Genomic DNA, 23,796 nt, shown 5'->3' on the forward strand with positions numbered 1-23,796 from the left:
GGAGGGGGCGGCGCGCGGCCTCACCCGCCGAACGAGCGCACCAGCGAGCCCGCGACCAGATTCCAGCCGTCGACCAGCACGAAGAAGATCAGCTTGAACGGCAGCGACACCGTCGCCGGCGGCAGCATCATCATGCCCATCGCCATCAGGATCGAGGCGACGACGAGATCGATCACCAGGAACGGCAGGTAGAGCAGAAAGCCGATCTCGAAGGCGCGGCGCAGCTCCGAGATCATGAAGGCGGGGATCAGGACGCGGAAGCTGACGTCGGCCGGGGTCTGCGGGCGCGGCTCCTTGGCGAGATCGAGGAAGAGCTCGAGGTCCTTCTCTCGGACGTGGGCGCGCATGAATTCGTGGAACGGCGGGGCGCCGCGCTCGATCGCCTGCTCGATCTCGATGGAGCCGTCGCCGAGCGGCTTGATCGCCTCGTCATAGGCGCGGTTGAAGGTCGGTGCCATCACGAAGGCGGTGAGGAACACCGCCAGCGACACCATCACCGTGTTGGGCGGCGCGGTCTGCAGGCCGATCGCCGAGCGCAGCAGCGACAGAACCACGACGATGCGGGTGAAGCTCGTCACCATCACCACGATCGACGGGGCGATCGACAGGAGGGTGATCAGGGCGATCAGCTGCAGCGCGCGTTCGGAGATGCCGGTCGCGCCGCCGAAGTTGATCGCCACGTCCTGAGCGCTCGCGGGGGCGACGGCGAGGGTCACCGCGAAGGCGAGGAGACCCGCTCCGATCCGCGCGGCGCGCGGCGGCGCGGCCGCCGGGACGACGTCGCGACGGAGCGGACTCGAACTCATCGGCGCGGCTGGCCGGAGAGTTCGGAGAGCAGGCGGGCCATCTCCTCCTCGAGCTCGTCGACCGAGGTCGGCGGCTTGGGCTGCGGCGGCTCGATCGCCGGGGGCTCGGGCAGCGGCGCGGGGACCTCGACCTCGATCTCCTCGTGACGGGCGATCTCGATCTCCGGGGCCACGTCGATCGCCGGCGGCGGTTCGACCGGCTCGGGCGCGCGCATCGGCCGCGCCGGGGCGACCGGCGGGATCTCTCTCGCGCGCGCCGGAGCGGGGGCCGGAGCCGGGGCGGGCGGCGTCAGGCCGAAGTCGAAATCGAAGTCGAAATGGTCCTCGGGCGCGGGCGGCGGCGGGGGCTCGACCTCAGGGGCGGCCGCGACCGGCGCGGGCTCCTCCAGCGGCTGTGCGAAAGGCAGGGTCGGTTCCTCGATCTCCGGCTCGATCTCGATCTCGGGCGCGGCGACGGGCTCGGGACGCGGCGGTTCGGCCGAGATCGGTTCGGGCAGCGTCGGCTCGCGCTGGGGACGGCGCGGCGCGGAGAGTTCGGCGGCGATCTGATCGAAGTCGGCGAGGAGATCGATGTCGTCGATCATGCGCGGCGGGATGCGGCCGGGCGCCGGCTCGGCGACGACGGTTTCGCGCAGGACGGGCTCGCGCGGGAGCGGCTCGCGGAGGACGGGTTCGCGGTGGAGGGACGCGCGGTCCATCGGCTCGGCGAAGGGCGGCGCGAAGGGCTCGTCGAGATCGAGGGGGGCGACCGGGACCACCGGCTCGACCGGCTCGGGCGGCGGCACCACGGCGCGGGCGGCGGGCTCGAAGGGACGGCGCGGCGCGAGATCGGCCGGCGGCGGGGTGATGGGCGCGCGCGCGGCCGGGCCGGGCGACGGGATCGGTTCGGCCATGGGCAGCGGTTCGGGGATCGGCTCGGGGGCGGGGCGGCCGAGCGGGGCGTCGAAGGCCTGATCCAGGGTCCGGCGATCGGGCTGAGGCGCGGGCGTCCGGCGGGCGGGCGCCTCCTCCGGCTCCTCGGAGCGGGCGATGCGCGAGCGCAGCAGCGCCCCGGCCGAGGCGACGGCCGCGACCATGGCGGCGGCGCCCCCGGCGACACGGGCGGCGGGGGAGACGGTGGCCGATTCCGGCGCGGCGGCCGGCGCGGCGCCGGGCGCCGAGGTCGGGCCGAGCGGCGGCGTGGCGAGCGGCGGCGTGGCGAGCGGGGCGGCGGCCGGCGGGGCCACCGGCGCGGGCGCGGCGGTGGCCGGCATCGGCTGGCGGGTCGGTTGCGCGATCGGCCGTCCGGTCATGGTCGGAGCGGCGCGCAGGATGCGGCTCTCGACCAGGACGTCGTTGGGGCCGCCGATCAGCACCAGATGCTCGACGTCGTCGCGGCGCACGAGAAGGAGGCGGCGATGGTGGTCGACGACGGTGGAATCGACCACCGACAGGCGCGAGCTGCGGCCGCGTTGCACGATGCCGCCGAACAGGCGGCGGAACAGCCAGGTCACGGCGAGGATGAGCAGGACGACCAACAGCAGCGCGAAGAGCATCTGAATCGCGCGACCGCCGTCGGACCCGAACAGGGTGTTCAACCACTCCCGAAATGCACTCATCGGGTCCTCTCCTTCGTACTCGCGGCGAGATTCGGTCCTGCCCGAATCTCGCTTGACGGTCGCATGTTAAACGATATCGGCAGAAGTTGCCGTCCCGACCCTCGACCCTTTACCGGAAGTTTACGAAAAAGACGAGCATCCTCCGGGCGATGGCCGGGGCGGTGTCGAGACGAGACGGTGGATTAACCCTTCGTTAACCATGAGCTGGGAACAATCTGCCGATCTCGACGGCCGCGATCGGCGTCGTTCGGAGGGGTTCGGCACATGGGCATCGGCGACGTGACACTGATGGACGCCCTGAAGACGCGGATGCGGTGGCATCAGGCGCGCCAGCGGTTGATCGCCGAGAACGTCGCGAATGCCGATTCTCCGGGCTACCGGGCCAAGGATCTGGCCGAGCCGGCGCTGCCCGCGGCGGCGACGGCGGCGAGCGGGGCCTCGTCGGGGCAGGTTCGCGCGCCGGCGGTGGCGCTCGCGGTCACGTCCTCGGGTCACATGGCCGGCTCCGGTGGAGCCGGCGGTTTCAAGACGGCCGGCAAGGGCGATTTCGAGGTGCGGCCGAGCGGCAACGCGGTCGATCTCGAGGAGCAGATGACCAAGTCGGCCGAGAACCAACTGGACTATCAGACCGCCGCCTCGCTCTACCAACAGTCGCTCGGGCTGTTGCGCGTCGCGCTCGGGCGCAAGTGAGTTCGGATCGGGAGACGCGTCATGTCGATGGAATTCCTGCAGTCGCTGAAGATCGCCTCGTCCGGCCTCAGGGTGCAGTCGGGGCGCATGCGGGTGATCGCCGAGAACATCGCCAATGCCGATTCGACCGCGCGCACGGCCGGACAGGATCCCTACCGGCGCAAAGTGCCGACCTTCGTCTCCAAGTTCGACAAGGAGCTGGGCGCGGCGACGGTGGCGATGGGGCGGGTCCAGCGCGACCAGACCGACTTCAAGATGCGCTACGAGCCGGGTCACCCGGCCGCCGACGCGAACGGCTACGTCAAATATCCCAATGTCGAGCCGCTGATCGAGACCGTCGACATGCGCGAGGCGCAGCGCTCCTACGAGGCCAATCTCAACATCGTCTCGGCGACCCGCCGGATGATCACCAAGACGCTCGAAATCCTCAAGGCCTGAGGCCTTTTTCCTCCCGTTCCGCCGAAGGAGACGCCCCATGACCCCCGCCGCACTCGCCGCCGGTGCCTATCGCGCCACGCAGGGTCTTACGAATCGCACCGAACCGAGGCAAGTTGCCGAGGTCGGCGGCACCGATTTCGGCGCCATGCTGAAGGCGGCGGTCGGCGACGTGTCGCGGCAGGGCGCGGCGATGGACGGCAAGGCGCTCGCCTATGCCGGCGGCAAGGCCGACGTGATCGACGTGGTCACGGCGGTGGCGGAGACCCAGGCGACCTTCGAGACCGTGGTGGCGCTGCGCGACAAGGTCATCTCGGCCTATGAGGAAATCATGAAGATGCCGATCTGAGGGGCGCTCCTCGATCGACGGGGAGACGGGGCCATGACCGGAGCGGACATCTTCGACATCGCGCGCGACGGCATCATCACGCTGGTGCTGACGGCGGCGCCGGTGATGCTGGTCGGGCTGTTGGTCGGCGTGCTGGTCGGCCTCTTTCAGGCGGTCACCCAGATTCAGGAAGCGACGCTCGTCTACGTGCCGAAGATCCTGGCGATCTTCGCGACCATGCTGATCACCTTTCCCTTCATGGGGGCGCAGCTCTCCGGCTATTTCGCGCGGTTGATGGATCGCATCGCCAACGGCGGCTGAGGGAGCGGCGATGGTCCTGCACCTTCTGCCCGAGGTGGCGCTCCTCTTCATGCTCGCCTTCGCCCGTCTCGGGGCGATGGTGATGCTCGCGCCCGGTTTCGGCGAGACCACCGTGCCGGTCCGGGTGCGGCTCGTCTTCGCCTTCTTCCTGACGCTCGCGCTCTATCCGATCGTCGCCGGGCTCTATCCGGCGGGGCTCTCGAAGTCGCTGCCGGCGGCGGCGACCATGCTCGCGGGCGAACTGATCATCGGCCTCTTCCTCGGCATGGCGACGCGGCTCCTGCTCGCCGGCGCGCAGGTGGCGGGCGCCACCATCGCCACCCAGCTCGGCCTCGGCTTCGCCATGACGGTCGACCCGACCCAGGGGCAGCAGGGGGTGATCGTCGGCAACTTCCTGTCGCTGACGGCGGTGACGCTGATCTTCGTCATGGATCTGCATCTGGTGGCGATCGGCGCGATGACGTCGAGCTTTCAGATGTTTCCGCCGGGCGGGTGGATCCCGTCGGGGGATTTCGCGCAGGTGACGGTGCAGATGGTCGCCGAATCGTTCAAGGTCGGCGTGCAGATCTCGGCACCGTTCCTGGCCTTCGGCCTCGTCTTCAACCTGGGGCTCGGCATGTTGCAGAAGATGATGCCGCAGTTTCAGATCTATTTCGCCGCCATGCCGGCCTCGATCGGCCTCGGGCTGCTGCTCTTCGGCCTCGTCCTCGCGTCGCTCCTCGCCTGGTACATGGATCATGTCCGCGACGGGCTGATGCGTCTGGTCGCGGGGTGAGCCATGGCGGGCGAGGAAGACGACGACTCCAAAACCGAAGAACCGACACAGAAGAAGATCGACGAGGCGATCCAGAAGGGCGACGTCGCCAAGAGCCAGGAACTCTCGACCTTCTTCGTGCTGGCGTCGGCGATGGTGTTCGTCGCCTGGCTGTCGCCGGGGGTGGCGGGGGATCTCGCCAAGTCGCTCGCCGCCTTCATCGATCATGCCGACACGATGGCGACGGATCCGGCCGGCGTCGAGCGGATCGTGCTGCATCTGCTCGGGCTGATCGGCGGCGTCCTGGCGCTGCCGGCGCTGCTCTTCCTCGTCGCCGGGATCGGCGGCAACGCCATGCAGCACCGGCTCCTCTTCACCTTCGAGCCGCTGGTCCCCAAACTCTCCAAGATCTCGCCGATCTCCGGCTTCAAACGGCTGTTCTCGGTCGAGGGGTTGGTCTCCGGCCTCAAGGGGGTGATCAAGATCACCATCGTCGCGGCGGCGATGACCTTCGCCCTGCAACCGGAATTCGCCCATCTCCAGGGCATCGTCGCGATCGAGCCGGTCGGGGTGCTCGAGGTCACCCGCCGCGCGGCGCTCAGGCTGATGGGGGCGGTGGTGGTGGTCATGGCCTTCGTCGCCGGGCTCGACTACCTGTTCCAGCGTCATCGCTGGGTCAAACGCCTGCGCATGACCCGCGAGGAGTTGAAGGAAGAGTTCAAGCAGACCGAGGGCAGCCCCGAGATCAAGGGCAAGATCCGTCAGATCCGCATGGCGCGGGCGCGCAGGCGGATGATGGCGGCGGTGCCGACGGCGACCGTGGTGGTGACCAACCCGACCCATTACGCGGTGGCGCTCAAATACGAGAGCGGCATGAAGGCGCCGATGCTGGTGGCCAAGGGCATGGACGACGTCGCCCTCAAGATCCGCGAACTGGCGACCGCCAACGAGGTGCCGATCGTCGAGAACCCGCCGCTGGCGCGCGCGCTGCACGCCGGTGTCGATCTCGACAAGGAGATCCCGGAGGAACACTACCGGGCGGTCGCGGAAGTGATCGGGTTCGTGATGCGGCTCAGGGAGAAACGGCGCCGGTGATTTCGGCGCCGGCCTCTTGTGGGGCCGCGTGGTTCGGGCAACGCTGGCGCCGCGCGCGCGCTCGGGGATTCGGTGCCCCTGGCGTGCCCGCGGGCACGGGATCGGACGAGATGGAACAGGACGACGTCAATCAGGGTCGGGCGCCGGTGATCGACCGGGGAGCGCGCTCCGGCAGCATCGGGCTGCTGGTGGCTCTGGCGCTCTCCTTCGTGGCCGCCGCCGCCGTGCTGGCGGTGGTGAAGCCGGAGGAGGCGGCCCCCTACGTCCAGGTGATTCTCGGCCTTCTGGCGGTGGTCGGCGTCTTCGCGCTCTTCGCCGGCGCGATCGGTCTTGTCCGTTTCGGCGCCAAGCCGCAGGGGCCGACGCTCTCGGGCGTGTTCCTCGACGGCTTTCCGGAGGGCGTGGTCGTCACCGACGATCAGGGCCGCATCATCTACACCAATCCCGCCTACGCGGCGCTGACCCGGGCGGAAACCGCCAACGATCTCAGGACCATCGAGCGGATCTTCGCCGCCAATCCCGAAGTCGGCGAGGAGATGTTCCGTCTCTGCGAGTCGGTGCGCGGGCGCGTCACGGCCGAGACGGAGCTGCGGACCCGCACGCCGATCGGCAGCGAGGAGGGCGGCGCGCGCTGGTATCACATCCGCGTCGACCCGCTCGCCTCGGCGAGCGACCGAGAAGGCGGCGACCGGCTCACCTCGTGGCGCATCGTCGACGTGACGCGCGAGCGCGAGCGCCAGGAATCGAGCTTCCAGGAGTTGCAGCAGGTCGTCACCTTCCTCGATCACGCCCCGGCCGGGTTCTTCTCCGCCGATGCCGGCGGGCGGCTGACCTATCTCAACGCGACGCTCGCCGATTGGCTCGGCTGGGACCTCGCCAAGTTCGAGGCGGGGGCGATCCGGCTCAAGGACATCGTCCAGGGCCAGGGCATGGCGCTGATCCTCGATGCGGCGGCGGACGGGCGCACCCGGGTGCTCGACCTCGATCTCGTCAAGCGCAACGGCCAGTCGCTGCCGGTGCGCCTTCTCCACAAGGTGCCGATGGGCCCCGGCGGCAAGCCGGGCGACAGCCGGACGCTGGTGATCAACCGTTCCTCCGGCGAGGACGCCTCCGAGGCCCTGCGGGCGGCGGAAGTGCGCTTCCAGCGCTTCTTCAACAACACGCCGATCGCCATCGCCGCGCTCGGCCGCGACGGCGCCATCGGCCAGACCAACGCCTCGTTCCTGGAACTCTTCGGCGGCATGGTGCGCGAGGACGCCAACGGCGTGCGCGGCAGCCTGATCGACACGGTGATCCCGACCGACCGGCCGAAGCTCGCCGAGGCGCTGGCCGCGGCGCTGGCGGGGCAGGGCGACATCGAGCCGGTCGACGCGCAACTGATCGACGATTCGGTCAAGAAGCGCTCGGCGCGCTTCTTCGTCTCCTCGGTCGAGGAGGGCACCGGCGACGGCGAGGCGGCGATCGTCTACGCGCTCGAGACCACCGAGCAGCAGGAGCTCGAGCAGCGCTTCGCCCAGTCGCAGAAGATGCAGGCGATCGGTCAGCTCGCCGGCGGCATCGCCCACGACTTCAACAACGTCCTCACCGCGATCATCGGCTTCTCCGATCTCCTGCTCGCCAGCCATCGGCCGACCGATCCGTCGTTCCAAGACATCATGAACATCAAGCAGAACGCCAACCGGGCGGCGGCGCTGGTGCGCCAGCTGCTGGCGTTCTCGCGGCGCCAGACGCTCCGGCCGGAGGTGATCCAGTTCGGCGACACGCTGGCGGACCTGCACATGCTGCTCGGTCGGCTCCTCGGCGAGAAGGTCGGGCTCGAGGTGGTGCACGGTCGCGATCTGTGGCCGATCCGCGCCGACACGAGCCAGCTCGAGCAGGTGATCGTCAATCTGGCGGTCAACGCGCGCGACGCCATGCCGAACGGCGGCCGGGTGACGATCGCCACGCGCAACGTCGGCGCCGACGAGAAGCTGCCCTACAAGACGCCCGGCATGCCGGCGGCGGACTATGTGCTGATCGAGGTGAGCGACACCGGCACCGGCATTCCGCCGGAGATCATCGAGAACATCTTCGAGCCGTTCTTCACCACCAAGCCGGTGGGGCAGGGTACCGGCCTCGGCCTCTCGACCGTCTACGGCATCGTCAAGCAGACCGGCGGTTTCGTCTATTGCTCCTCGGAGATGGGCAGGGGCACCACCTTCCACATCCTGCTGCCGCGCCACGTCGAGACCGCGGCGGAAGCCGCCAAGGCGGCCGAGAGCAGCAAGGCGGAGCAGCCGCAGGCGGCGGGCGCCGATCTGACCGGCTCGGCGACGATCCTCCTCGTCGAGGACGAGGAGGCGGTGCGCGCCTTCGCCAGCCGCGCGCTCGCCTCGCGCGGCTACACCGTGCACGAGGCCGGCACCGGCACCGAGGCGCTCCAGGTGATGGAGGAGACCGGCGGGGCGATCGATCTCGTCGTCTCCGACGTGGTGATGCCGGAGATGGACGGGCCGTCGCTGCTGCGCGAGCTGCGCAAGGCGCGACCGGATCTGAAGATCATCTTCGTCTCCGGCTATGCCGAGGACGCCTTCGCCAAGAACCTGCCCGAGGGCGAGAGCTTCTCCTTCCTGCCCAAGCCCTTCACGCTGAAGGCCCTGGCGACGGCGGTGAAGGACGCGCTCGGGCGGTGAACGGGCCGGTCGAGGGTCCTCGCGCGCGCCTCGATCTCGGCCCGGCCGCGCGGGCCGTCGTGGTGATCGCTGTCGCGCTGGTGCTGACGGCGGCGATCCGTCTCGTCTTCGCGCGTGCCGTCGGCGAGGACGAGGCCTTCTTCGTCATCGTCGGGCGCAATTGGCTCGCCGGTCTCCTGCCCTATGCCCATGGTTACGACGTCAAGCCGCCGGGTCTCTTCCTGCTGGTGGCGGCGGCGCAGCTCCTGTTCGGGCCGACGATCGCCTCGATCAAGGCGCTGGAGATCGTCGCGGTGGCGGCGGGGGCGGCGGCGCTCCACGGGCTCGCGGCGCGCCACGTGTCGCGGCCGGTGGCGTGGTGGGCGCTCGCGGTCTATCCGGTGGTGACGCTCTTCGCCTCCGGCGACATCCTGCCGACCATCCTGATCCAGGCGCCCTTCGTGGTGCTCGCCTTCTGGGCGGTGCTCGAGGCGCGCGGCGGGGCGGGGATCGGGCGGCTGGTCCTCGCGGGGCTGGCGATCGGCGCGGCGGGGATGATCAAGCAGACGGCGCTGTTCGAGGCGATCGCGCTGGTGGTGCTGGCGGGCGTCGGGCGGCGCGACGGGGTCCCGCTCGTCCGCGCGCTCATCGGCGCGACGACGGCGATCGGGGCCGGGGCGCTGGTGGTGCCGGCGCTGTTCGCGCTCTATTTCGCCCATCACGGTCTCCTCGGCGTCGCCTTCGACGGCGCGGTGATCGGCGCCGTCGGGCGGCTGAAGGGCGACGTGATGGTCGCCCCCGGGTCGACCGACGTGGTGCGGCTGACGATGCTCGACGCGGTGACGCGGCTGCCGGCGCTCCTGAAGCCCTTCGTCGGGCTGGCGAGCCTCGCGCTCCTCGCCTGGATGCGGCGGGGGGCGATCGCCGCGCGGATCCCGGGTCTCTGGTTTTCGACGACGGTGATCTGGTTCGTCGCGGCGATCGCCGGGGTTCTCGCCGTCAAGGCGATGTACGACAACTACATGCATGCGGCGATCGCGCCGATGGTGTTGGCGGCGGGCGTCCTCGTCTGCCACGGCCTCGAGGCGGCGACGCACGCCGGGCGACGCGCCGGGGCGGCGATCGCCACCGCCTTCGCCTTCGTCCCGCCCTTGGTGCTGCCGATGCCGCTCGCCTCCGACGCCGCCGACATGGAGGCCGTTCGTGCGGCGGCGGCGATCGTGCGTCGGGCCGGGCCGGTTCCCGGCGATCTCGTGCTGGTGCCGTTGCGGGGGCTGCCGCTCACCGTCGAGGTCGGGCTGTTCCCGCCGTGGCGCTACGTCGACCCGCTGCACATGATGTGCGACTTCCCGGCGCCCGACGAGGATCCGCTGGCGCGGGTGCTCGCGACCACGCCGCGCTTCGTGGTGACGGCCTCGCCCGAGCGCGCGATGGTGTGCGAGCGCGCCGATCGGCACGCCGAACTCGCCGCCGCGCTCGCCGAGCGCTATCGGCCGCTCGGCGTCGGTCGCGGGCGCTGGGACGCCTACGCCGTCTACGAGCGGGTCGCGCCGGCCCTCTGAGGGAGAGGCCGCGGGGCGCGACGGATGGTCTCGTCGGCGGAGGGGGGGCGTCGGTCACGCGATGCGGCCGGCCGAAAGGCGAGCCGCCGCTGCCCCGACCGGCGGCCCGGGCTCCTCTCTCCGCGGCCGTCGGCCGGGTCAGGCCTTGCCGGCGCTTCGCTTGGTCGTCGATCGCGCCGCGCGCTTCTTCGGGGCCGGGCGCTCGGCCGGCTCGCTGGGGACGGGCGGAGCCGGATGATCTTCCGCTGGGGGCGGGGGCGCGACGGGAGCGACCTGCGTCTCGGGCGAGACGGGGGCTTCCTGCGCGGGCTCGGCCGGCGCTTCATCTTCGCCGACGTCGTCGATGATCATGTCGACGAGCGGGTAGAAGCCCCGTTGGATGCAGCATTTCGCCAAGTGGTCGGTGAGCGCCGGGGAAGCCGCCGCCGCGAATTGCGGCGAGTGGATGCAGTCGGCCAGGTCGTCGGCCTGCGCGTCGCCGAGGTCTTCGAGGATCGTCTCCGAACCGGCGAGATGCGCCCGACGCAGCACTTGCAGGAAATCGGACCAGTCGCCGGTGACGGCGCCGAGACAGAGGGCGAGCGTGGCGGCGGCGGCCGTCGGCTCTCCTTCGGTGAAGGTAGTCCGAAGCTCCCGCATCAGGGGATGGGCGACGAAACTCATCGGCCGCAGTCCGAGCCGCTTGAGCCGTTGAATGCTCGCCTCGCAGGGCTGACGGAGATATTCGACACGATCGGCGTAACGGCCACCCGTGCGTGCCTCGACATGTTGCGCGGCGCTCTCGTATTCACCGAGGCGGTAGAGGATCTTGGCCAAGCGCAGGTCGCGCTCCGCCGCGAAGGCGGGATCCGTGAGTTCGGACCAGACATCGAGAGCCCGGAGAAAGAACGACTTCTCCATCAGTCTGCGTCCGAGGAGGCGCTGGTCGCCCTCGACCTCTTCGATCCCGGTCGATTGCAGTTCGCTCAACGCCGCCGCGTCGGCCGCGATCTGCGCGACGAACTTGTACTGCATCAGCGCGGGGCTCAATCCGTCCGCCATCGCCTTCGCCGTCGCGCCGTCTCCGACGCGCACCGCCGTCTGCAGCACGAAGAAGCGCAGCAGCGGATCGGCGCCGACGTCGCTCATCTCCGACCACAATTCGTTGGCCTTCAACCACTCCTGCGTCGTGCATCGATACAAGGCTTCAATGACTTTGGATCTGTCGATCATGAGAATTCACCTTCGGCTCGACGTCGATCAATGGGCGTGTGACGTCTCGTAAATTGCATAAATTTCATCTCGCCGCGCCGGTCCGGCGATGGGCGATCCTGGCCGCATTGCTCCGGGGGGCTTGAGGGCGTCCGCCTGCCGCCGCCGAACGGCGTCTCGCGCGGGGATGGGATCCGTCGGGAAGGGGCCTTCGGCGATCTCCTCGGGGGGGAAGGGGGGCGGTTCGGAGGCGCCACGGCGCGGATGCCGAGGCGCCGGCGACGGGGTCGCGCCGCCGATGGGCGACCCACGCGGTGGTACGTCCGAACCTCGGACGAAACGCTCTGCCACGTCATCGGTCTCGCGTTCACGAACCATGGCTTCCAGCGTCCCCCCGAGCAGGTCCGTCATCGACGACGATCATGTGCGATCCCCGGCTTCGTCGCCCAGGAGACAGCGCTATCACGGCCCCCGTCGGGTCGTCGAGCCCTTCGTGGGGCGGGAGGCGGGCAGGTCCTGAAGCGGGTAGGCGTCGTTTCCGAGACCGGCAGTCGTGGCTCTCGCGGCCGGACCCGCCCGATCGTCCTCGGTCACGTCCGGAATTCGAGCGCGGTGATCCGATCCTCGGTTCTCTGGATCGCGCGCAGCCGTGCCGAGGCCCGGGGGCGGCCGTCGCCGCGAGCGTCGGAAATCGCCTCGAGCGCGCGTCGTCCCGCCGCGTCGAGCCGGTCGCGATTGGTGAACCGGGTCGAAATCGCGGCCACGGCGACCGGGCGCCCGAAGGCCGCGTCGATCGCGGCGCTGCCGCCGATGAAGCGCCATTGCGGGCTGATCTCCGCGAGGCTCGCCGCGAGCCTCACCACGGCACCGGCGGTCATGCGCTCCACGTCGACGACGAGACGGCCGCCGTCGCCGTTGAGGCCCAGGCTCGTTTCCCATTCGGCGAGAGAGGTGGGCGGCGGCACGGGCGTGCCTCCGGAGACCCTCGGCACGGCCAGCAACCGCTCGCGAAAGCGGAGGGAGGGAAGCGTGCGCGGGTCGTCGAAACAGACGAGCGCGGCGCCGATGCGTCCCGGCCCGTGAGGAAGCAGGTCGATCAGCGCGTCGTCCGCGAAATGCGCGATCGATGCGGCCGCCTCGCCCAGGGTGCGGGCGGTGCGACCGAAGTTCAGGCGGTCCGGATCGATCCCGGTGGCGGTGATCGCGGGCAGAGCCGTCGCCCAATCGATGGAGACACGGCGGTTCGTCTCGGCCGGTGGCGTGGCGCCGGTCTCGGATGCCTCCTCGCCTTCGGGCACGATGCCGTATCTGCGGCGCAGGTCGTCCTTGACCGAGCGCTGGATGCCGGCGAAGCGGGTCGTCACGCTTCCGAGGTGGAGCCGGCGCAGGACCGTGAAGGTCTCGGAGTGCACGAATTTCGCGCCGGCGGCGAGAAGTCGTGCGTTGAGGTCCATGTCGCACCCCATCGACAACCGGGAATCGTATCGATGCCGCAGGATCTGGCGACTGGAATAGGCGGCCGCGCCCTGTCCGATCACCGTGCTCTCGCGCAGGAGCGCGGTGAGCGTCGGGGCGGGGTGCGCCGTCACGAACTCGAGCTGCCCGGCCTCCACGGAAAAGTTGATCCAGCCGGACGTGGCGACGTCGGCGCCCGCCTTCAGCACCCGGGCGTGGTTCGCCAGACGATCGGGAAGCATGAGGTCGTCGTCGCCCATGGGAACGACGGCATCGGCCGTCACCTGATCGAGGCCGAGATTGTTGGCGACCGCGATGCCGGATCGCCCTGACCGGACGACGATCGTCTCGGGAATGATCGCGCCGCAGATCGCCGCGGTGTCGGGATCGTCGCCGTCGTCGACGACGACGACTTGCGCCGCCGGATAGGTCTGCGCGCGGACGCTCTCCAGACACGACCGAAGGAATTGCGGTCGATCCTGCGTCGCAATCACAACTGCCAGTCGCATTCCCTGCCTCTCTCGCCGGTCCGCGCAGCCCATCCGCTCCGAACTGTCTCCGGAAGGAGGCCGTCGTCGCGCCATCGCAGCAACTCCCGCCGTGCGACTTTTAGCCCAGTGAGCCACGTCTGGCCATCTGGACGCCAGTTGAAGAGCCGCGTAATAAGCTAGGGCGGCTCGGTAGTGGTACATTGTCGATCTTGCCATCTCTCGGCGTGGCCCTTTCCATCGTTCAGGGGACCACGAGCATTCGATGCGGATCATGTGACCGAGTGGTGGGGCGGCGCGAAATCAAAGGTTGTATACGGAACGCGCCGTGTCTCGCAGTCTCGACGCAGAGTAGGTGCGCGCATGCCATGACCATGAGGTCTCGTCGTCCCTGGACGGAGCGAACGCCTTCTCAGACGTACTGGAACCAGTCGATAGGTCGCGGGAAGTTGGCACGATGAGCGAAGCGCTAATGGTCAGATCGGCACTCACGTCACACACCGTCGACGAAGGACTGCAAATTGCCGTCGCGGACCTTTCCTGCGCTCGATGGAATCGGGCCGTCCAGTCGTGGGGGGATCTCGCGGAGGCGGGGCGCTATCCTGTGCTGGCGAAGCTCTTCATCGCCGACTGCGCGGCCCGGTGCGGTGATCTCGAGGTCGCGAGTGCGCATCTGCCGGTGATCCGGCGGCACCTGAGTGAGGAATTCGCCTCCCGGCACGAGAGTGCGGTCGAGACGTTGCGGGCGCGACGCTCGGGCTCCAGTCATCCGGACGCGCTCGAAGACCTCTCGCGCGAGGAATTGATCGCGCTCGGTCGGGCGGCCGTGAACGGGCGGATGTGGAGCTATGGCGCCCGCGTCTGGAACCACTATCTCTCGAGAGGCTTCGACACGGCGCACTTCGAGGCCTGCAAGCGGCTGGGGAGTTGCTATGCCGGGCTCGGAGAGCATCGCCACGCCATCACCTATTTCGAGGAGGCTCTGGACCTTCGGCTCGACGAGAAGATCTCGCTCCAATTGGACCGCGCGCGACGCCTCGAGCAGCGCGAATCCGACGGCTTCAACAAGCATACGGAGCGTCTGGCCGGCAGCGTCGTCATCGAAGAGCTCAGAAAGGGGACGGCTCGGCTCGCATCGACCGACGTCGACGCCGCCGCCGAAGTCGTCGCCGAACTGCGAGAGTTGGGGCGTGCCCTCGGTGTCGATCTGGTCGGCGATCTCGCGGCGACCGTCGAGGCCGCGAGAGGGCGGGCCGCATCCGTATCCGAGACGGAGCCCACGAGCCGGGCCGCGTCCACGGCCGAGATCCACGAGATTCAGCTGTTTCCGCGCCCCCGGATCGATGACGGTCCGATCGTCGCGCCGAGCGAGGCTCCGAGCGCCGTTCCTCCCGAGGCGCCGGCGTCGAGCCCGGCCGAGCATCGGCCGCAGGTCCCGGCGCGCGGCTTCGCCGCGATCGACGATCTGCCGCTGACCGCGGCGCGCGGCCTCCGTGACGAGCTGCGCGGCCTCGCCCCTCCCGACCTGCCGAGCGACGTGCGGAGCCGGTTGGCGGCCGGCGCATTCGATACCGTCGTGTTCGTCCCCGGCGCCGTCCGGACGAACGCGGCGGCCGTCCGTATCGCCTCGGAGGCGAGTCGGTCGGGGCGCAGGGTGCTGGCCGTCGGCGTGCAGCCGAACGACCGATCGGACGCTTACGACTTCGTCGAGGCCAGCGGGATCGAGGGGCTCGAAGACGTCGGGGTTCTGCTGCTGCCCGACATGAATCGCGCGCTCACGCGAGCTCTCGGCGCGCAGGTCCTCGGCGCGGCCGACGGCGCGGCTCGGCTGGAGTGCCGGCTCGTGACCCTGGCGAGTTGCCTCGGTCCCGTGATCGGCGCCCTCGCCGAACGCCGCACCGTGATCTTGCTCACGCGTGGCCATACCGGCCTCTTCGTCGGAGGCGCGGCCCTCCGAGGCAGTCCGGTTCGCCACGCCGTCCGCTGGAGGCACGACGTCGCCGGTGTTCCCCGGGCGGGCGGTACGACGGTTCCCTCCCTCCATGCCGCGTCGATCGCGTGGATGACGCGCTTCGCCGGAGAGGTCGACGATCTCAGCGTCGCCGAGGTGGAGACGGCGACGTCGGTCATGCAGACCTATGCGTTGTCTCGGACGCCCCGCGTCCGCGCCGGCGAGAGCTGGGCGGAGCAGTGGTATCGGGAGGTCGGTGACGCCGGGTCCGTGCTGCCGGCGCCCCGCGTGCCGCCGGTCGAGCCGGAGCCGGTCGCGGACGAGGCGGACGAGGCGGGCGAGACGGCCGACGCGAGCGACCTCGACGGGCATCGCCTCCTGAGCGGCAGGCTCGACGCCGACATCGTCGAATCGCTGCCGCTCGTCGCGGCCAAGGACATCGGCTCCGTCCTGCTCGACGTCGAGTTTCCTCCCGCGCCGAGCGAGGTCATGGCGCTGCTGCGGGATCGATCCTTCGACACCGTGATGTTCGTCGTCAACGGCTTCACCAACGATCCCCGCGTGGTCAAGACCGCCTCGGCTGTCTCCGGCTTCGGCCGACGGCTCCTCGCGATCGGGCTGCAGGCGAACGACGGTCCGCTGACCTATACGCTGAAGAGCCTGGACGACGGCACGCCGTTGATCCTCGTTCCCAACATGAATCGGCCGATCAACATCGCGATGCGGGCTCGTAAGCTGCCGACGGCGGCCCGCGCGCCTCGCCACGAATTGTGGCTCGCCTGCATGGGCCTCTGCGTCGGATCGATACTCGAGCAGATCCCGAGCAAGCCGGGTCTGGTGCTGCATTCACACGACTATCACGGCATGCTGGTCGGCGGCGTCGCCCTCGCGAAATGCGGCCGCCGCCGGGACTTCTGGTGGATTCACGACGCGCACGAGTTCATTCGCCAATACGACATCATCGACCCCGGTCTGCAGGCGGCGGGTGCCGCATGGGAAGAGATGTTCATTCGCGACGTCGATCACATGTGCACGGTGAGCGAGGAACTCGCCGCGCGACTGCAGGAAGCCTACGATCTCCCGCGTCTGCCTTCGGTCATCTACAACACGAACCTGCTCTCCTCTCGGTACAAGTACCGGGGAGAGTCGGTGAAGGCGAAGATGGGGCTGACGGGCAAGTACCTGATGGTTCACTCGGGGACGGTCACGAAGGGGCGTGGCGTCGAGAACGCGATCGTGGCGCTGCCGCGCTTTCCGAATGCGGTGCTGTTGCTCATCACCGAGTCGAAGAACGCGACGACCGACAAGATCGAGAAGCTCGCCCTTCAGCTCGGTGTGGCCGACCGCGTTCTCTATCATCCGTTCCTCCCTCACGACGAGGTCGTCGGCTTCATCGCCGACGTCGACCTGGGGCTCATCACGCCCGACAGGTACGGAAACGCGGACGTCGGTCTGGCCAACAAGCTCTTCGACTACATTCTCGCCGGTGTTCCCGTCGTCAGCTCCGACACCGACGCGATGCGTCGCTTCATGACGGAATGGCCGATCGGCGAAGTCTTCGAGGCGGGCAATGCGGAGAGCCTGTCCAAGGCGATCGCCTCGGTGATGGCCAATCCCGAGCGCTACAAGCAGGCCATCAACTCACGTATCGACTTTATTCTGAAGGTCACGTGGGAGGAGCAGATTGCGCGTCTCTACCGAATCTACGACGAATTGACGTCCCCCCAGCCCTCGGCAGACGAATAGGCCGCCCCATGCGATCCTCGAACTCCCTGACGGCAGGGGACCTGCTCGCCTCGCTCGGCGCGAACGTTCGTCTGGTCGGCGATCCCGCAAGGAGCGTGACGCGAGCGGTGTCGCTCAACGACGCCACCGACGGTGTTCTGACCTTCAGCCGGCGCGAGGGCGAGGCTCTCGCGCGCGACCTCGCCCGTCTGTCGGGCGTGACCCTCATCTGTCTCGACGACCCGGTTCTGGCGACGGTGGACGCGTCTCGTCTCACGCTGCTCGTGACCGACAATCCACGGCTCACGTTCATTCGCTCGGTCGAGAAGTTCTTCGCGCCGCCCGCGCCGCCCGCCGGCGTCCACGCCACGGCGGTCGTCGACCCGTCCGCGCGCATCGATTCCACCGCCAGCATCGGCGCGTTCTGCGTCGTCGGCCCGGATTGCTCGATCGGGGCCGGCTCGGTGCTCTACCCCCATGTCACCGTCTACCGGGGCGTCCACATCGCCGAGCGTGTCGTCGTGCACGCCGGGACGGTGATCGGGGCGGACGGGTTCGGGTACGAGCGCAACGAAGAGGGTGAGCTCGAGAAGTTTCCGCACATCGGCGGTGTCGTCATCGAGAGCGACGTCGAGATCGGCTCGAACACGTCCATCGATCGCGGGACGCTCGGTGACACGATCTTGCGACGTGGCGCGAAGATCGACAATCAGGTGCACATTTCACACAACGTCGACGTCGGTTGCTCGGCGGTCGTCATCGCGCAGAGCATGATCGGCGGAAGCGTGGTCTTGGGGGACCACAGTTGGATCGCTCCGTCCGCCTGCGTCATGAACCAACGCCGCGTCGGCGCGCACGCCACCGTCGGGTTGCAGGCGCTCGTCGTGAAGGACGTGGCCGCAGAGCAGACCGTCATGGGGTCGCCGGCCGTCGACCAGCGCGAGTTTCAGAGCCAGAGAGCGCGGCTGCGGCAGTTGGCGGAGAAGGATTGAGGCCTCATGAGGCTCGGTGCAAATCGGAGAGGATGTCGTGAGTAGAGCGCTGTTGGTACTCGCCCCGCACACGGACGACGCGGAGCTCGGTTGTGGCGGCTCGATCGCGCGGCTCGCCGAGGAGGGGTGGGACATCCACGTCGCGGCGTTCTCGAATGCGGAACAGTCGCTTCCTCCCGGGTCGCCGAAAGACCGGCTCGAACGCGAGATGCGCACGGCGCTCGCCGAGCTGGGTGTCGCGAGCTCGAACATCTATCAGCATCACTTTCCGGTGCGGCTCTTCTCGGAGAACCGGCAGGCGATCCTGGACACCATCATCGGCCTGCGAAATCAGGTTCGGCCGAACATGCTGATGATTCCGTCGAGCCACGACGTGCATCAGGATCACTCGACCGTGCACAGGGAGGCGCTGAGAGCCTTCCGAGAGTGCTCGATCTGGGGTTACGAACTGCCGTGGAACCACATGGTGACCGAGACGATCGGCTTCATGAGGCTGGAGCGCCGGCATGTCGATCGGAAGATGAGCGCACTGCGCTGCTACGAATCGCAAATGGAATTGGCGCGACCCTACTTCCAGGACGAAGTCATGGTCGGCCTCGCCGCGGTGCGCGGCGTGCAGATCAAGGCCCCCTACGCCGAGGCGTTCGAGGTGCTCCGATCCGTCATCTGAGGGATGGGGGCGATCCGAGCCCCGTTTCACCGGCCCGGGTGGCGGCCACCCGAGCCCTCGTGTCGTTTGCCGCCGTGAGGAAACGAGGGTAGCCTTCCCGCTCGGGTCGGGTGCGCCGGAAGGAGTGCTGGTTGAACAAGGTGTCGAACACCGGAAGTCTGCGCCCTTCCGCTCCCCTGGAGGACTCGATCGAATCCGCGGACGCGGCGGCGCGTCTCGCCGTTTCGGCGGGGAATTCCGGCGATCTCGACGAGGCTCTGCGCCAATGGGGCAGGGCGGTCGAACTCGAGCCGGGCGTCCCGTCCTGGTGGGCTCAGTTCGGTCGCATTCAGATGCGGGCGGGCCATGACGACGCGGCGTTGGAGAGCTATCTCACGGCGGATCGTCTGAAGCCGGACGTGACCGCGTGGCGCATCGCCATCGACGAGCTGCGATCGCGCGTGAGGCAGGCGGCCCCCGGAGATCGTAGTCTCGAGTTGAGCGCCGCCTACTACGATGCGGTCTTCAAGATCAAAGAAGCCTATCGGATCTCCCACGAGGCGAGTGTGTACTTGCCGGTCTGGGAGCGCATCGTCGCGCTCCTGCGGGCACGCGGCACGCGGTCGATCGTCGATCTCGGGTGTGGTCCGGGACAGCTCGCCGAGTTCCTTCTCGGCCATCTCCCCGTCCGTTACGTGGGTTTCGACTTCAGCTCCGAGGCGATCGAGCTCGCGCAGTCTCGGGGGCTCGAGGCCACGTTCAAGCGATCCAACATCGTCGGTTGGCGCAAGCCCCTGACCGGCCGCTTCGACACGGTGATCGCCACCGAATTCCTCGAACACGTCGAGGACGATCTCGGCGTCCTGGAGCGCCTGCCGGCCGACGCGTATCTCGTCGCATCGGTGCCGAATTTCGATTCGTTCGGGCACGTGCGCTATTTTCAGTCCGCGGATCAGGTGCGCGAGCGCTATGCGCCCCTCGTGAAGGAAATCGTCGTCGAGACGATAGATTTGTCCGAAAAGAGTGCCATCCACGTCTTTTCCGGCCTGCTGGTGGGTTCGGGAGGGGAGCAATAGGCGCGAACGATGCGGCTCGGACACGGTCTTCTCTCGGCCCTCGCGATCTCCGCCATGGTGGCGTCGACGGGATACGTGGGCCCCGCCGTCGGCGATCCTCGCAGCGTCGAAGAGCTCCGGAGTGATCTCGCCGTCGTCGCCGGGCGCCGGCTCGAGCAGACCGTCGATACGCGTGCCTCGATCAACGGTCTCGCCCAGTCCTGCCTGCTCGCCGTCGCGCTCGCGCCGTCCTTCGGCGAGCCCGCGCGCAAGAAGGCGCTCGCCATAGCGCACACGATCATCGACCGGGCCGACGAGAACGGGGACGGCGTGGTGGGATGGGGTGTCAATCGTGACGCCGATGGTGCCAGTTGCGCCGGACCGGGGACGAGGAAGGGGCTCACCTGGGGGCGGACGACCTGCAACTCCGTGGGGACCGAGTATACCTACCAGACCGGGCTCGCCATGACCTGTCTGGCGCGGACGTTCCTCGTCACCGGCGACACGCGCAGTCTGGAGTTTGCGAAACGCGCCGTGGATGAATCCTGGCGGTACGGGTCGAAGGACACGCCGTGCCCCGGCTGCTTCACCTACTGGCCGAGCTACAGTCCCAACGACGAGGGGCGGTTCATCCGCAACATGAACGTCGCGATGGGGATGGGGATGGCGTGGTTGTTCGAGGCGACGGGCGACGCACGCTACGCGGCCCGCGCGCGCGCCATCGCGGCGAGCGAGCATTTCGAGGTCGGTCACGGCAACAGGGGATACCTCGGCGTCGCCGATCCACAGTATCGGGCCCGTCCCGCAGTGGAGTCGGCCCGCACCGAAAATCACCTTCCTCTCGTCGCCAAGGGGCTTCGAGACATCGGAACCGTTCTTCAGTCCCGCGACACGATCGCCGATGCCGTCCGCGTCATGGATCAGTGGATCGAGTGCGACGACCGCCGTTGTCGCGAGGCCCAATGCCGAAATTGGGCAGGCGACCTGTCCCGATGCACCACCCACCACACCCTGTATTCGTGTTGGCTCAAGGACGAATCTGCGACGGCGCTCGGACATTGCACGCGAGCGGCGGCACGCATCGGGAGTTGGACCGACCTCGCGCTCTGGCTCGTGTTCGAGCCGTGATCCGCCTCGCGGCGGCGGTGGTCGGGCCTCTCCTTCGAACCGCGTCTCTCATCCGGTGAAGGCCTGCGACATCGGGTACGTTCGGGGGGGATGCGGCGGGCCACCCGGTGACCGACGCGACCCGCAACTCGGTGCGTCTGAGGCTGAGATCCGGGCTCGTCGCGAGGACGGGTCCGTCCGGTCGGACAGCCGCCGTTTCCGAAGGGGATGGCGCTCCCCCGACCGTCACGACGCGCGAGGGCCGATGCCGCCGCCGATGCGACGGTCGCCTATCGCGTCGCCCGCACGGCGGCCCGCACCTCGTCGATGATGCGCGTCTGCGTGGGCAGATCCAGATAGGGATGCATCGGCAGGCTGAGCACTTGCTCGGCGACACCCTCCGAGACGGGAAGCCCGTTCCCCGCCACGGGGAAATGCCGGTAGGCGGTCTGGAGGTGGAGAGGCTTGGGATAGTAGACCGCCGTCGGAATCCCCACCGCCTTGAGCGCGGCGGCGACCGTGTCACGCGTTCCGGCGGGGAGCCGGATGGTGTACTGCGCCCACACCGACGTCGCGCCCTCGATGACGGTCGGGACGATCACGTCCCCCGCCAATCCCTCGCCGTAGGTCGCGGCGATCCGGTCGCGCGCGACGATTTCTTCGGGAAATACTCTGAGCTTCTCGAGCAGGACGGCCGCCTGCATCGTGTCGAGCCGGCCGCTGAGGCCGATGCGCACGTTGTCGTACTTGTCGCTTCCCTGACCGTGGACGCGCAGCGACCGAAGGATCGACGCCAGATCGGCATCGTCGGTGAAGATCGCGCCGCCGTCGCCATAGCAACCCAACGGCTTGGCCGGGAAGAAGCTCGTGGCGGTCATCTGCCCGATCCGCCCGATCGCGCGTCCCCGGTAGGTGGCGCCGAAGGCCTGCGCGGCATCGTCGAGGATCCAGAGACCATTCTCGGCCGCGATCGCCTCGATCGCATCGTAGTCGGCGGGCTGTCCGAAGAGGTCCACGACGATGATGCCGACCGGACGCAGTCCCGCCGCGCGCGCGGTCGAAATGCCTTCTCGCAGGCTCGTCGCCGACATGTCGAAGGTGTCGGCCTCGATGTCGACGAACACGGGCGTCGCGCCCACCAGGGCGACCGCTTCCGCCGTTGCCGCGAAGGTGAAGCTCGGGCAGAGCACGGCGTCGCCGCTGCCGATACCCTTCGCCATGAGCGACAGGATCAGTGCGTCCGTGCCGCTCGCGCAGGAGATCACGTGCGCCGCGCCACAGAAGGTGGCGAGCTCGGCCTCGAGCTTCGCGACCTCGGGGCCCATGATGTACTGGCCCGCCTCGGCGACGGCGACCAGCGCGGCATCGATGGCGGGGCCGATGCGGCGACGCTGCGCCGCGAGGTCGATGAACGGGATCGACGCGTTCTTTGATGCCGACATGTTGCCTCTCGACGGACCGAACGGTCACCGATCAGTGCAGATTCGTTTCGATCGTGGTCGCGACGCTCGACGGGAACGATCTCGGCCGCGACGGCCTCGCGACCCGACCGATCAGCTCACGAGCACGAGCGAATTCCCCTGCTCGCGATACTTCTCGCCGGTACGCGGGCAGACGAGATCCGCCCCGAGCCGCTCGCCAGCCCGGCTCATCCAGCCGATCCGACGCGCCGGATTTCCGACCATCATGGCGAAGTCACCCACGTCCTTGGTCACGACGGAGCCCGCGCCGATGAAGGCATAGGCGCCGAGCGAATGACCACAGACGATGGTGGCGTTGGCGCCGATGGTCGCGCCACGTCCGACGGGGGTCGGCCGGAACTCGCTCTTGCGATTGACGTGCGCCCGCGGCGTATTGACGTTGGTGAACACGCAGCTCGGGCCGCAGAACACGTCGTCGCCGAGCTCCACGCCGTCGTAGAGCGAGACGTTGTTCTGAATCTTGCAGCCGTCCCCGACCTTGACCTGCGGGCCGATCATGCAGTTCTGACCGATGGAACAGTTCGCCCCGATCACCGTGCCCGCGAGAATGTGGGTGAAGTGCCAGATCTTGGTGCCCGGCCCGATCTCGGCCCCCTGGTCCACGAAGCTGGAGACGTGGATCAGAACGCCGGGGAAGCGCGGATCCTCCCGCATCTCACTCATCGGATGTACCCCTTGGCGAAGGGATGGGCGTCGGCGCTCGAGACGATCGGGGCGTTGCGGAAGTCGGCGACGACCTCGATCGACGGCCGCGCCTCCTCGAGGCCGAACCCGCGGCCGGCGAGGATCTCCTCGTAGCTCCGGGTGTGGAGATCGGTGAACCCTTCCGTGAACTCGAGCTCCTCGCCGTCGACGAGGATCGAGCGGAAGCTGGTCTTCTGGCCGCGCACGGATTCCGGCAGATCGTTGCGATCGACCGACAGGAACCAGCGCACGTCGGCCTTCTCGCAGGCGAGGAAGCCGGCGGCGCGCTCGGGTTCACGCAGGTGCGCGACGTTGGTCGTGGCCTTGCCGAAGACGAACGAGAGCATATCGAAGAAATGGATGCCGATGTTCGTCGCGACACCACCGGACTTCGCAATATCGCCCTTCCAGGACGTGTGATACCAGGGGCCGCGCGACGTGCAGTAGGTGATGTCGACCTGATGGCGCTTCGGCGAGGTGGCGCAACGCTCGCGCAGCGCCAATATCACCGGGTGCAACCGGAGTTGCAGGATCGTGAAGACCTTTCGGCCGGTCTCTCGCTCCATGTCGGCGAGCCCGTCGATGTTCCACGGATTGAGGACCAGCGGCTTCTCGCAGACCGCCCAGGCCCCGGCGCGCATGGCATAGCGAGTCACCCGTGAAGAACGACCAAGCCATTGACGTGGCGCGGTGATTTGACTCCCGAGCGTATTCGCGATTGCCGGGTTTCGATGGGTTCTGATCGAAAACCTTGCGATTTCGCGCGCCCGCCCGCGAG

20 protein-coding genes are annotated in these 23,796 nt (G+C 68.7%); 13 read left to right on the forward strand and 7 right to left on the reverse strand.

The window, feature by feature from the left end:
- Window positions 1-20: 20 nt before the first annotated feature.
- Window positions 21-806, reverse strand: coding sequence for a flagellar type III secretion system pore protein FliP (fliP, locus tag J3S89_RS14830; RefSeq protein ID WP_217928439.1), 786 nt, complete (start codon window positions 804-806; stop codon window positions 21-23).
- A complete protein-coding gene (locus J3S89_RS23415) occupies window positions 803-2,404 on the reverse strand; it encodes a flagellar biosynthetic protein FliO (RefSeq protein WP_217928440.1) in 1,602 nt (533 codons plus the stop codon). The genes fliP and J3S89_RS23415 overlap by 4 nt, the downstream gene beginning before the upstream one ends.
- Before the next feature lie 264 nt (window positions 2,405-2,668).
- Here J3S89_RS23415 and flgB point away from each other — a divergent pair, with 264 nt between their 5' ends.
- The 8 genes from flgB (at window position 2,669) to J3S89_RS14875 (ending at window position 10,240) form a co-directional block, all read left to right on the forward strand.
- Window positions 2,669-3,094, forward strand: coding sequence for a flagellar basal body rod protein FlgB (gene flgB, locus J3S89_RS14840; protein ID WP_217928441.1), 426 nt, complete (start codon window positions 2,669-2,671; stop codon window positions 3,092-3,094).
- A gap of 27 nt (window positions 3,095-3,121) precedes the next feature.
- Window positions 3,122-3,532: a flagellar basal body rod protein FlgC gene (flgC, locus tag J3S89_RS14845; protein WP_217928478.1), complete on the forward strand. Its 411-nt coding sequence runs from the start codon at window positions 3,122-3,124 to the stop codon at window positions 3,530-3,532.
- A 37-nt stretch (window positions 3,533-3,569) separates the two neighbouring features.
- Window positions 3,570-3,878, forward strand: a complete 309-nt coding sequence (fliE, locus tag J3S89_RS14850) for a flagellar hook-basal body complex protein FliE (RefSeq protein WP_217928442.1) — start codon at window positions 3,570-3,572, stop codon at window positions 3,876-3,878.
- A 33-nt stretch (window positions 3,879-3,911) separates the two neighbouring features.
- Window positions 3,912-4,178 carry a flagellar biosynthesis protein FliQ gene (gene fliQ / locus J3S89_RS14855; RefSeq protein WP_217928444.1) on the forward strand — a complete coding sequence of 89 codons (267 nt, stop codon included), beginning with the start codon at window positions 3,912-3,914 and terminating at the stop codon, window positions 4,176-4,178.
- A 10-nt stretch (window positions 4,179-4,188) separates the two neighbouring features.
- Window positions 4,189-4,953, forward strand: coding sequence for a flagellar biosynthetic protein FliR (fliR, locus tag J3S89_RS14860; RefSeq protein WP_217928446.1), 765 nt, complete (start codon window positions 4,189-4,191; stop codon window positions 4,951-4,953).
- A 3-nt stretch (window positions 4,954-4,956) separates the two neighbouring features.
- Entirely contained in the window at window positions 4,957-6,027 is a 1,071-nt protein-coding gene (gene flhB, locus J3S89_RS14865; RefSeq protein ID WP_217928448.1) for a flagellar biosynthesis protein FlhB, read from the forward strand.
- A 110-nt stretch (window positions 6,028-6,137) separates the two neighbouring features.
- Complete coding sequence (cckA, locus tag J3S89_RS14870) at window positions 6,138-8,699, forward strand: cell cycle histidine kinase CckA (RefSeq protein ID WP_217928450.1); 2,562 nt, start codon at window positions 6,138-6,140, stop codon at window positions 8,697-8,699.
- Window positions 8,696-10,240, forward strand: a complete 1,545-nt coding sequence (locus J3S89_RS14875; RefSeq protein WP_217928451.1) for an ArnT family glycosyltransferase — start codon at window positions 8,696-8,698, stop codon at window positions 10,238-10,240. The genes cckA and J3S89_RS14875 overlap by 4 nt, the downstream gene beginning before the upstream one ends.
- A 138-nt stretch (window positions 10,241-10,378) precedes the next feature.
- Here the strand turns inward: J3S89_RS14875 and J3S89_RS14880 are convergent, their stop codons facing one another.
- A complete protein-coding gene (locus J3S89_RS14880) occupies window positions 10,379-11,422 on the reverse strand; it encodes a hypothetical protein (protein WP_217928452.1) in 1,044 nt (347 codons plus the stop codon).
- Window positions 11,423-12,021: 599 nt separating this feature from the next.
- Window positions 12,022-13,650: a glycosyltransferase family A protein gene (locus J3S89_RS14885; protein WP_217928453.1), complete on the reverse strand. Its 1,629-nt coding sequence runs from the start codon at window positions 13,648-13,650 to the stop codon at window positions 12,022-12,024.
- 79 nt (window positions 13,651-13,729) lie between these two features.
- Between J3S89_RS14885 and J3S89_RS23530 the strand changes: the two genes are divergently transcribed.
- The 5 genes from J3S89_RS23530 to J3S89_RS14910 all read left to right on the forward strand — a co-directional run bounded on the left by J3S89_RS23530 (window position 13,730) and on the right by J3S89_RS14910 (window position 20,874).
- On the forward strand, window positions 13,730-17,071 hold the full coding sequence (locus J3S89_RS23530; RefSeq protein WP_217928454.1) for a glycosyltransferase: 3,342 nt from the start codon (window positions 13,730-13,732) through the stop codon (window positions 17,069-17,071).
- A gap of 107 nt (window positions 17,072-17,178) precedes the next feature.
- A complete protein-coding gene (locus J3S89_RS14895) occupies window positions 17,179-18,042 on the forward strand; it encodes a UDP-3-O-(3-hydroxymyristoyl)glucosamine N-acyltransferase (protein ID WP_217928455.1) in 864 nt (287 codons plus the stop codon).
- Window positions 18,043-18,094: 52 nt separating this feature from the next.
- On the forward strand, window positions 18,095-18,712 hold the full coding sequence (locus J3S89_RS14900) for a PIG-L deacetylase family protein (RefSeq protein WP_217928456.1): 618 nt from the start codon (window positions 18,095-18,097) through the stop codon (window positions 18,710-18,712).
- Between the two features lie 140 nt (window positions 18,713-18,852).
- Window positions 18,853-19,767, forward strand: coding sequence for a methyltransferase domain-containing protein (locus tag J3S89_RS14905; protein WP_230489062.1), 915 nt, complete (start codon window positions 18,853-18,855; stop codon window positions 19,765-19,767).
- A 9-nt stretch (window positions 19,768-19,776) separates the two neighbouring features.
- Window positions 19,777-20,874, forward strand: a complete 1,098-nt coding sequence (locus tag J3S89_RS14910) for a hypothetical protein (RefSeq protein ID WP_217928458.1) — start codon at window positions 19,777-19,779, stop codon at window positions 20,872-20,874.
- 269 nt (window positions 20,875-21,143) lie between these two features.
- Here the strand turns inward: J3S89_RS14910 and J3S89_RS14915 are convergent, their stop codons facing one another.
- The 3 genes from J3S89_RS14915 to J3S89_RS14925 form a co-directional block, all read right to left on the reverse strand.
- Window positions 21,144-22,295: a DegT/DnrJ/EryC1/StrS family aminotransferase gene (locus J3S89_RS14915; RefSeq protein WP_217928460.1), complete on the reverse strand. Its 1,152-nt coding sequence runs from the start codon at window positions 22,293-22,295 to the stop codon at window positions 21,144-21,146.
- Window positions 22,296-22,406: 111 nt separating this feature from the next.
- Complete coding sequence (locus J3S89_RS14920) at window positions 22,407-22,997, reverse strand: acyltransferase (protein ID WP_217928462.1); 591 nt, start codon at window positions 22,995-22,997, stop codon at window positions 22,407-22,409.
- A complete protein-coding gene (locus tag J3S89_RS14925) occupies window positions 22,994-23,674 on the reverse strand; it encodes a Gfo/Idh/MocA family oxidoreductase (RefSeq protein ID WP_230489047.1) in 681 nt (226 codons plus the stop codon). The genes J3S89_RS14920 and J3S89_RS14925 overlap by 4 nt, the downstream gene beginning before the upstream one ends.
- Between the last annotated feature and the right edge of the window lie 122 nt (window positions 23,675-23,796).

Source organism: Pinisolibacter aquiterrae, from assembly GCF_019160155.1.
Classification (GTDB): domain Bacteria; phylum Pseudomonadota; class Alphaproteobacteria; order Rhizobiales; family Ancalomicrobiaceae; genus Pinisolibacter; species Pinisolibacter aquiterrae.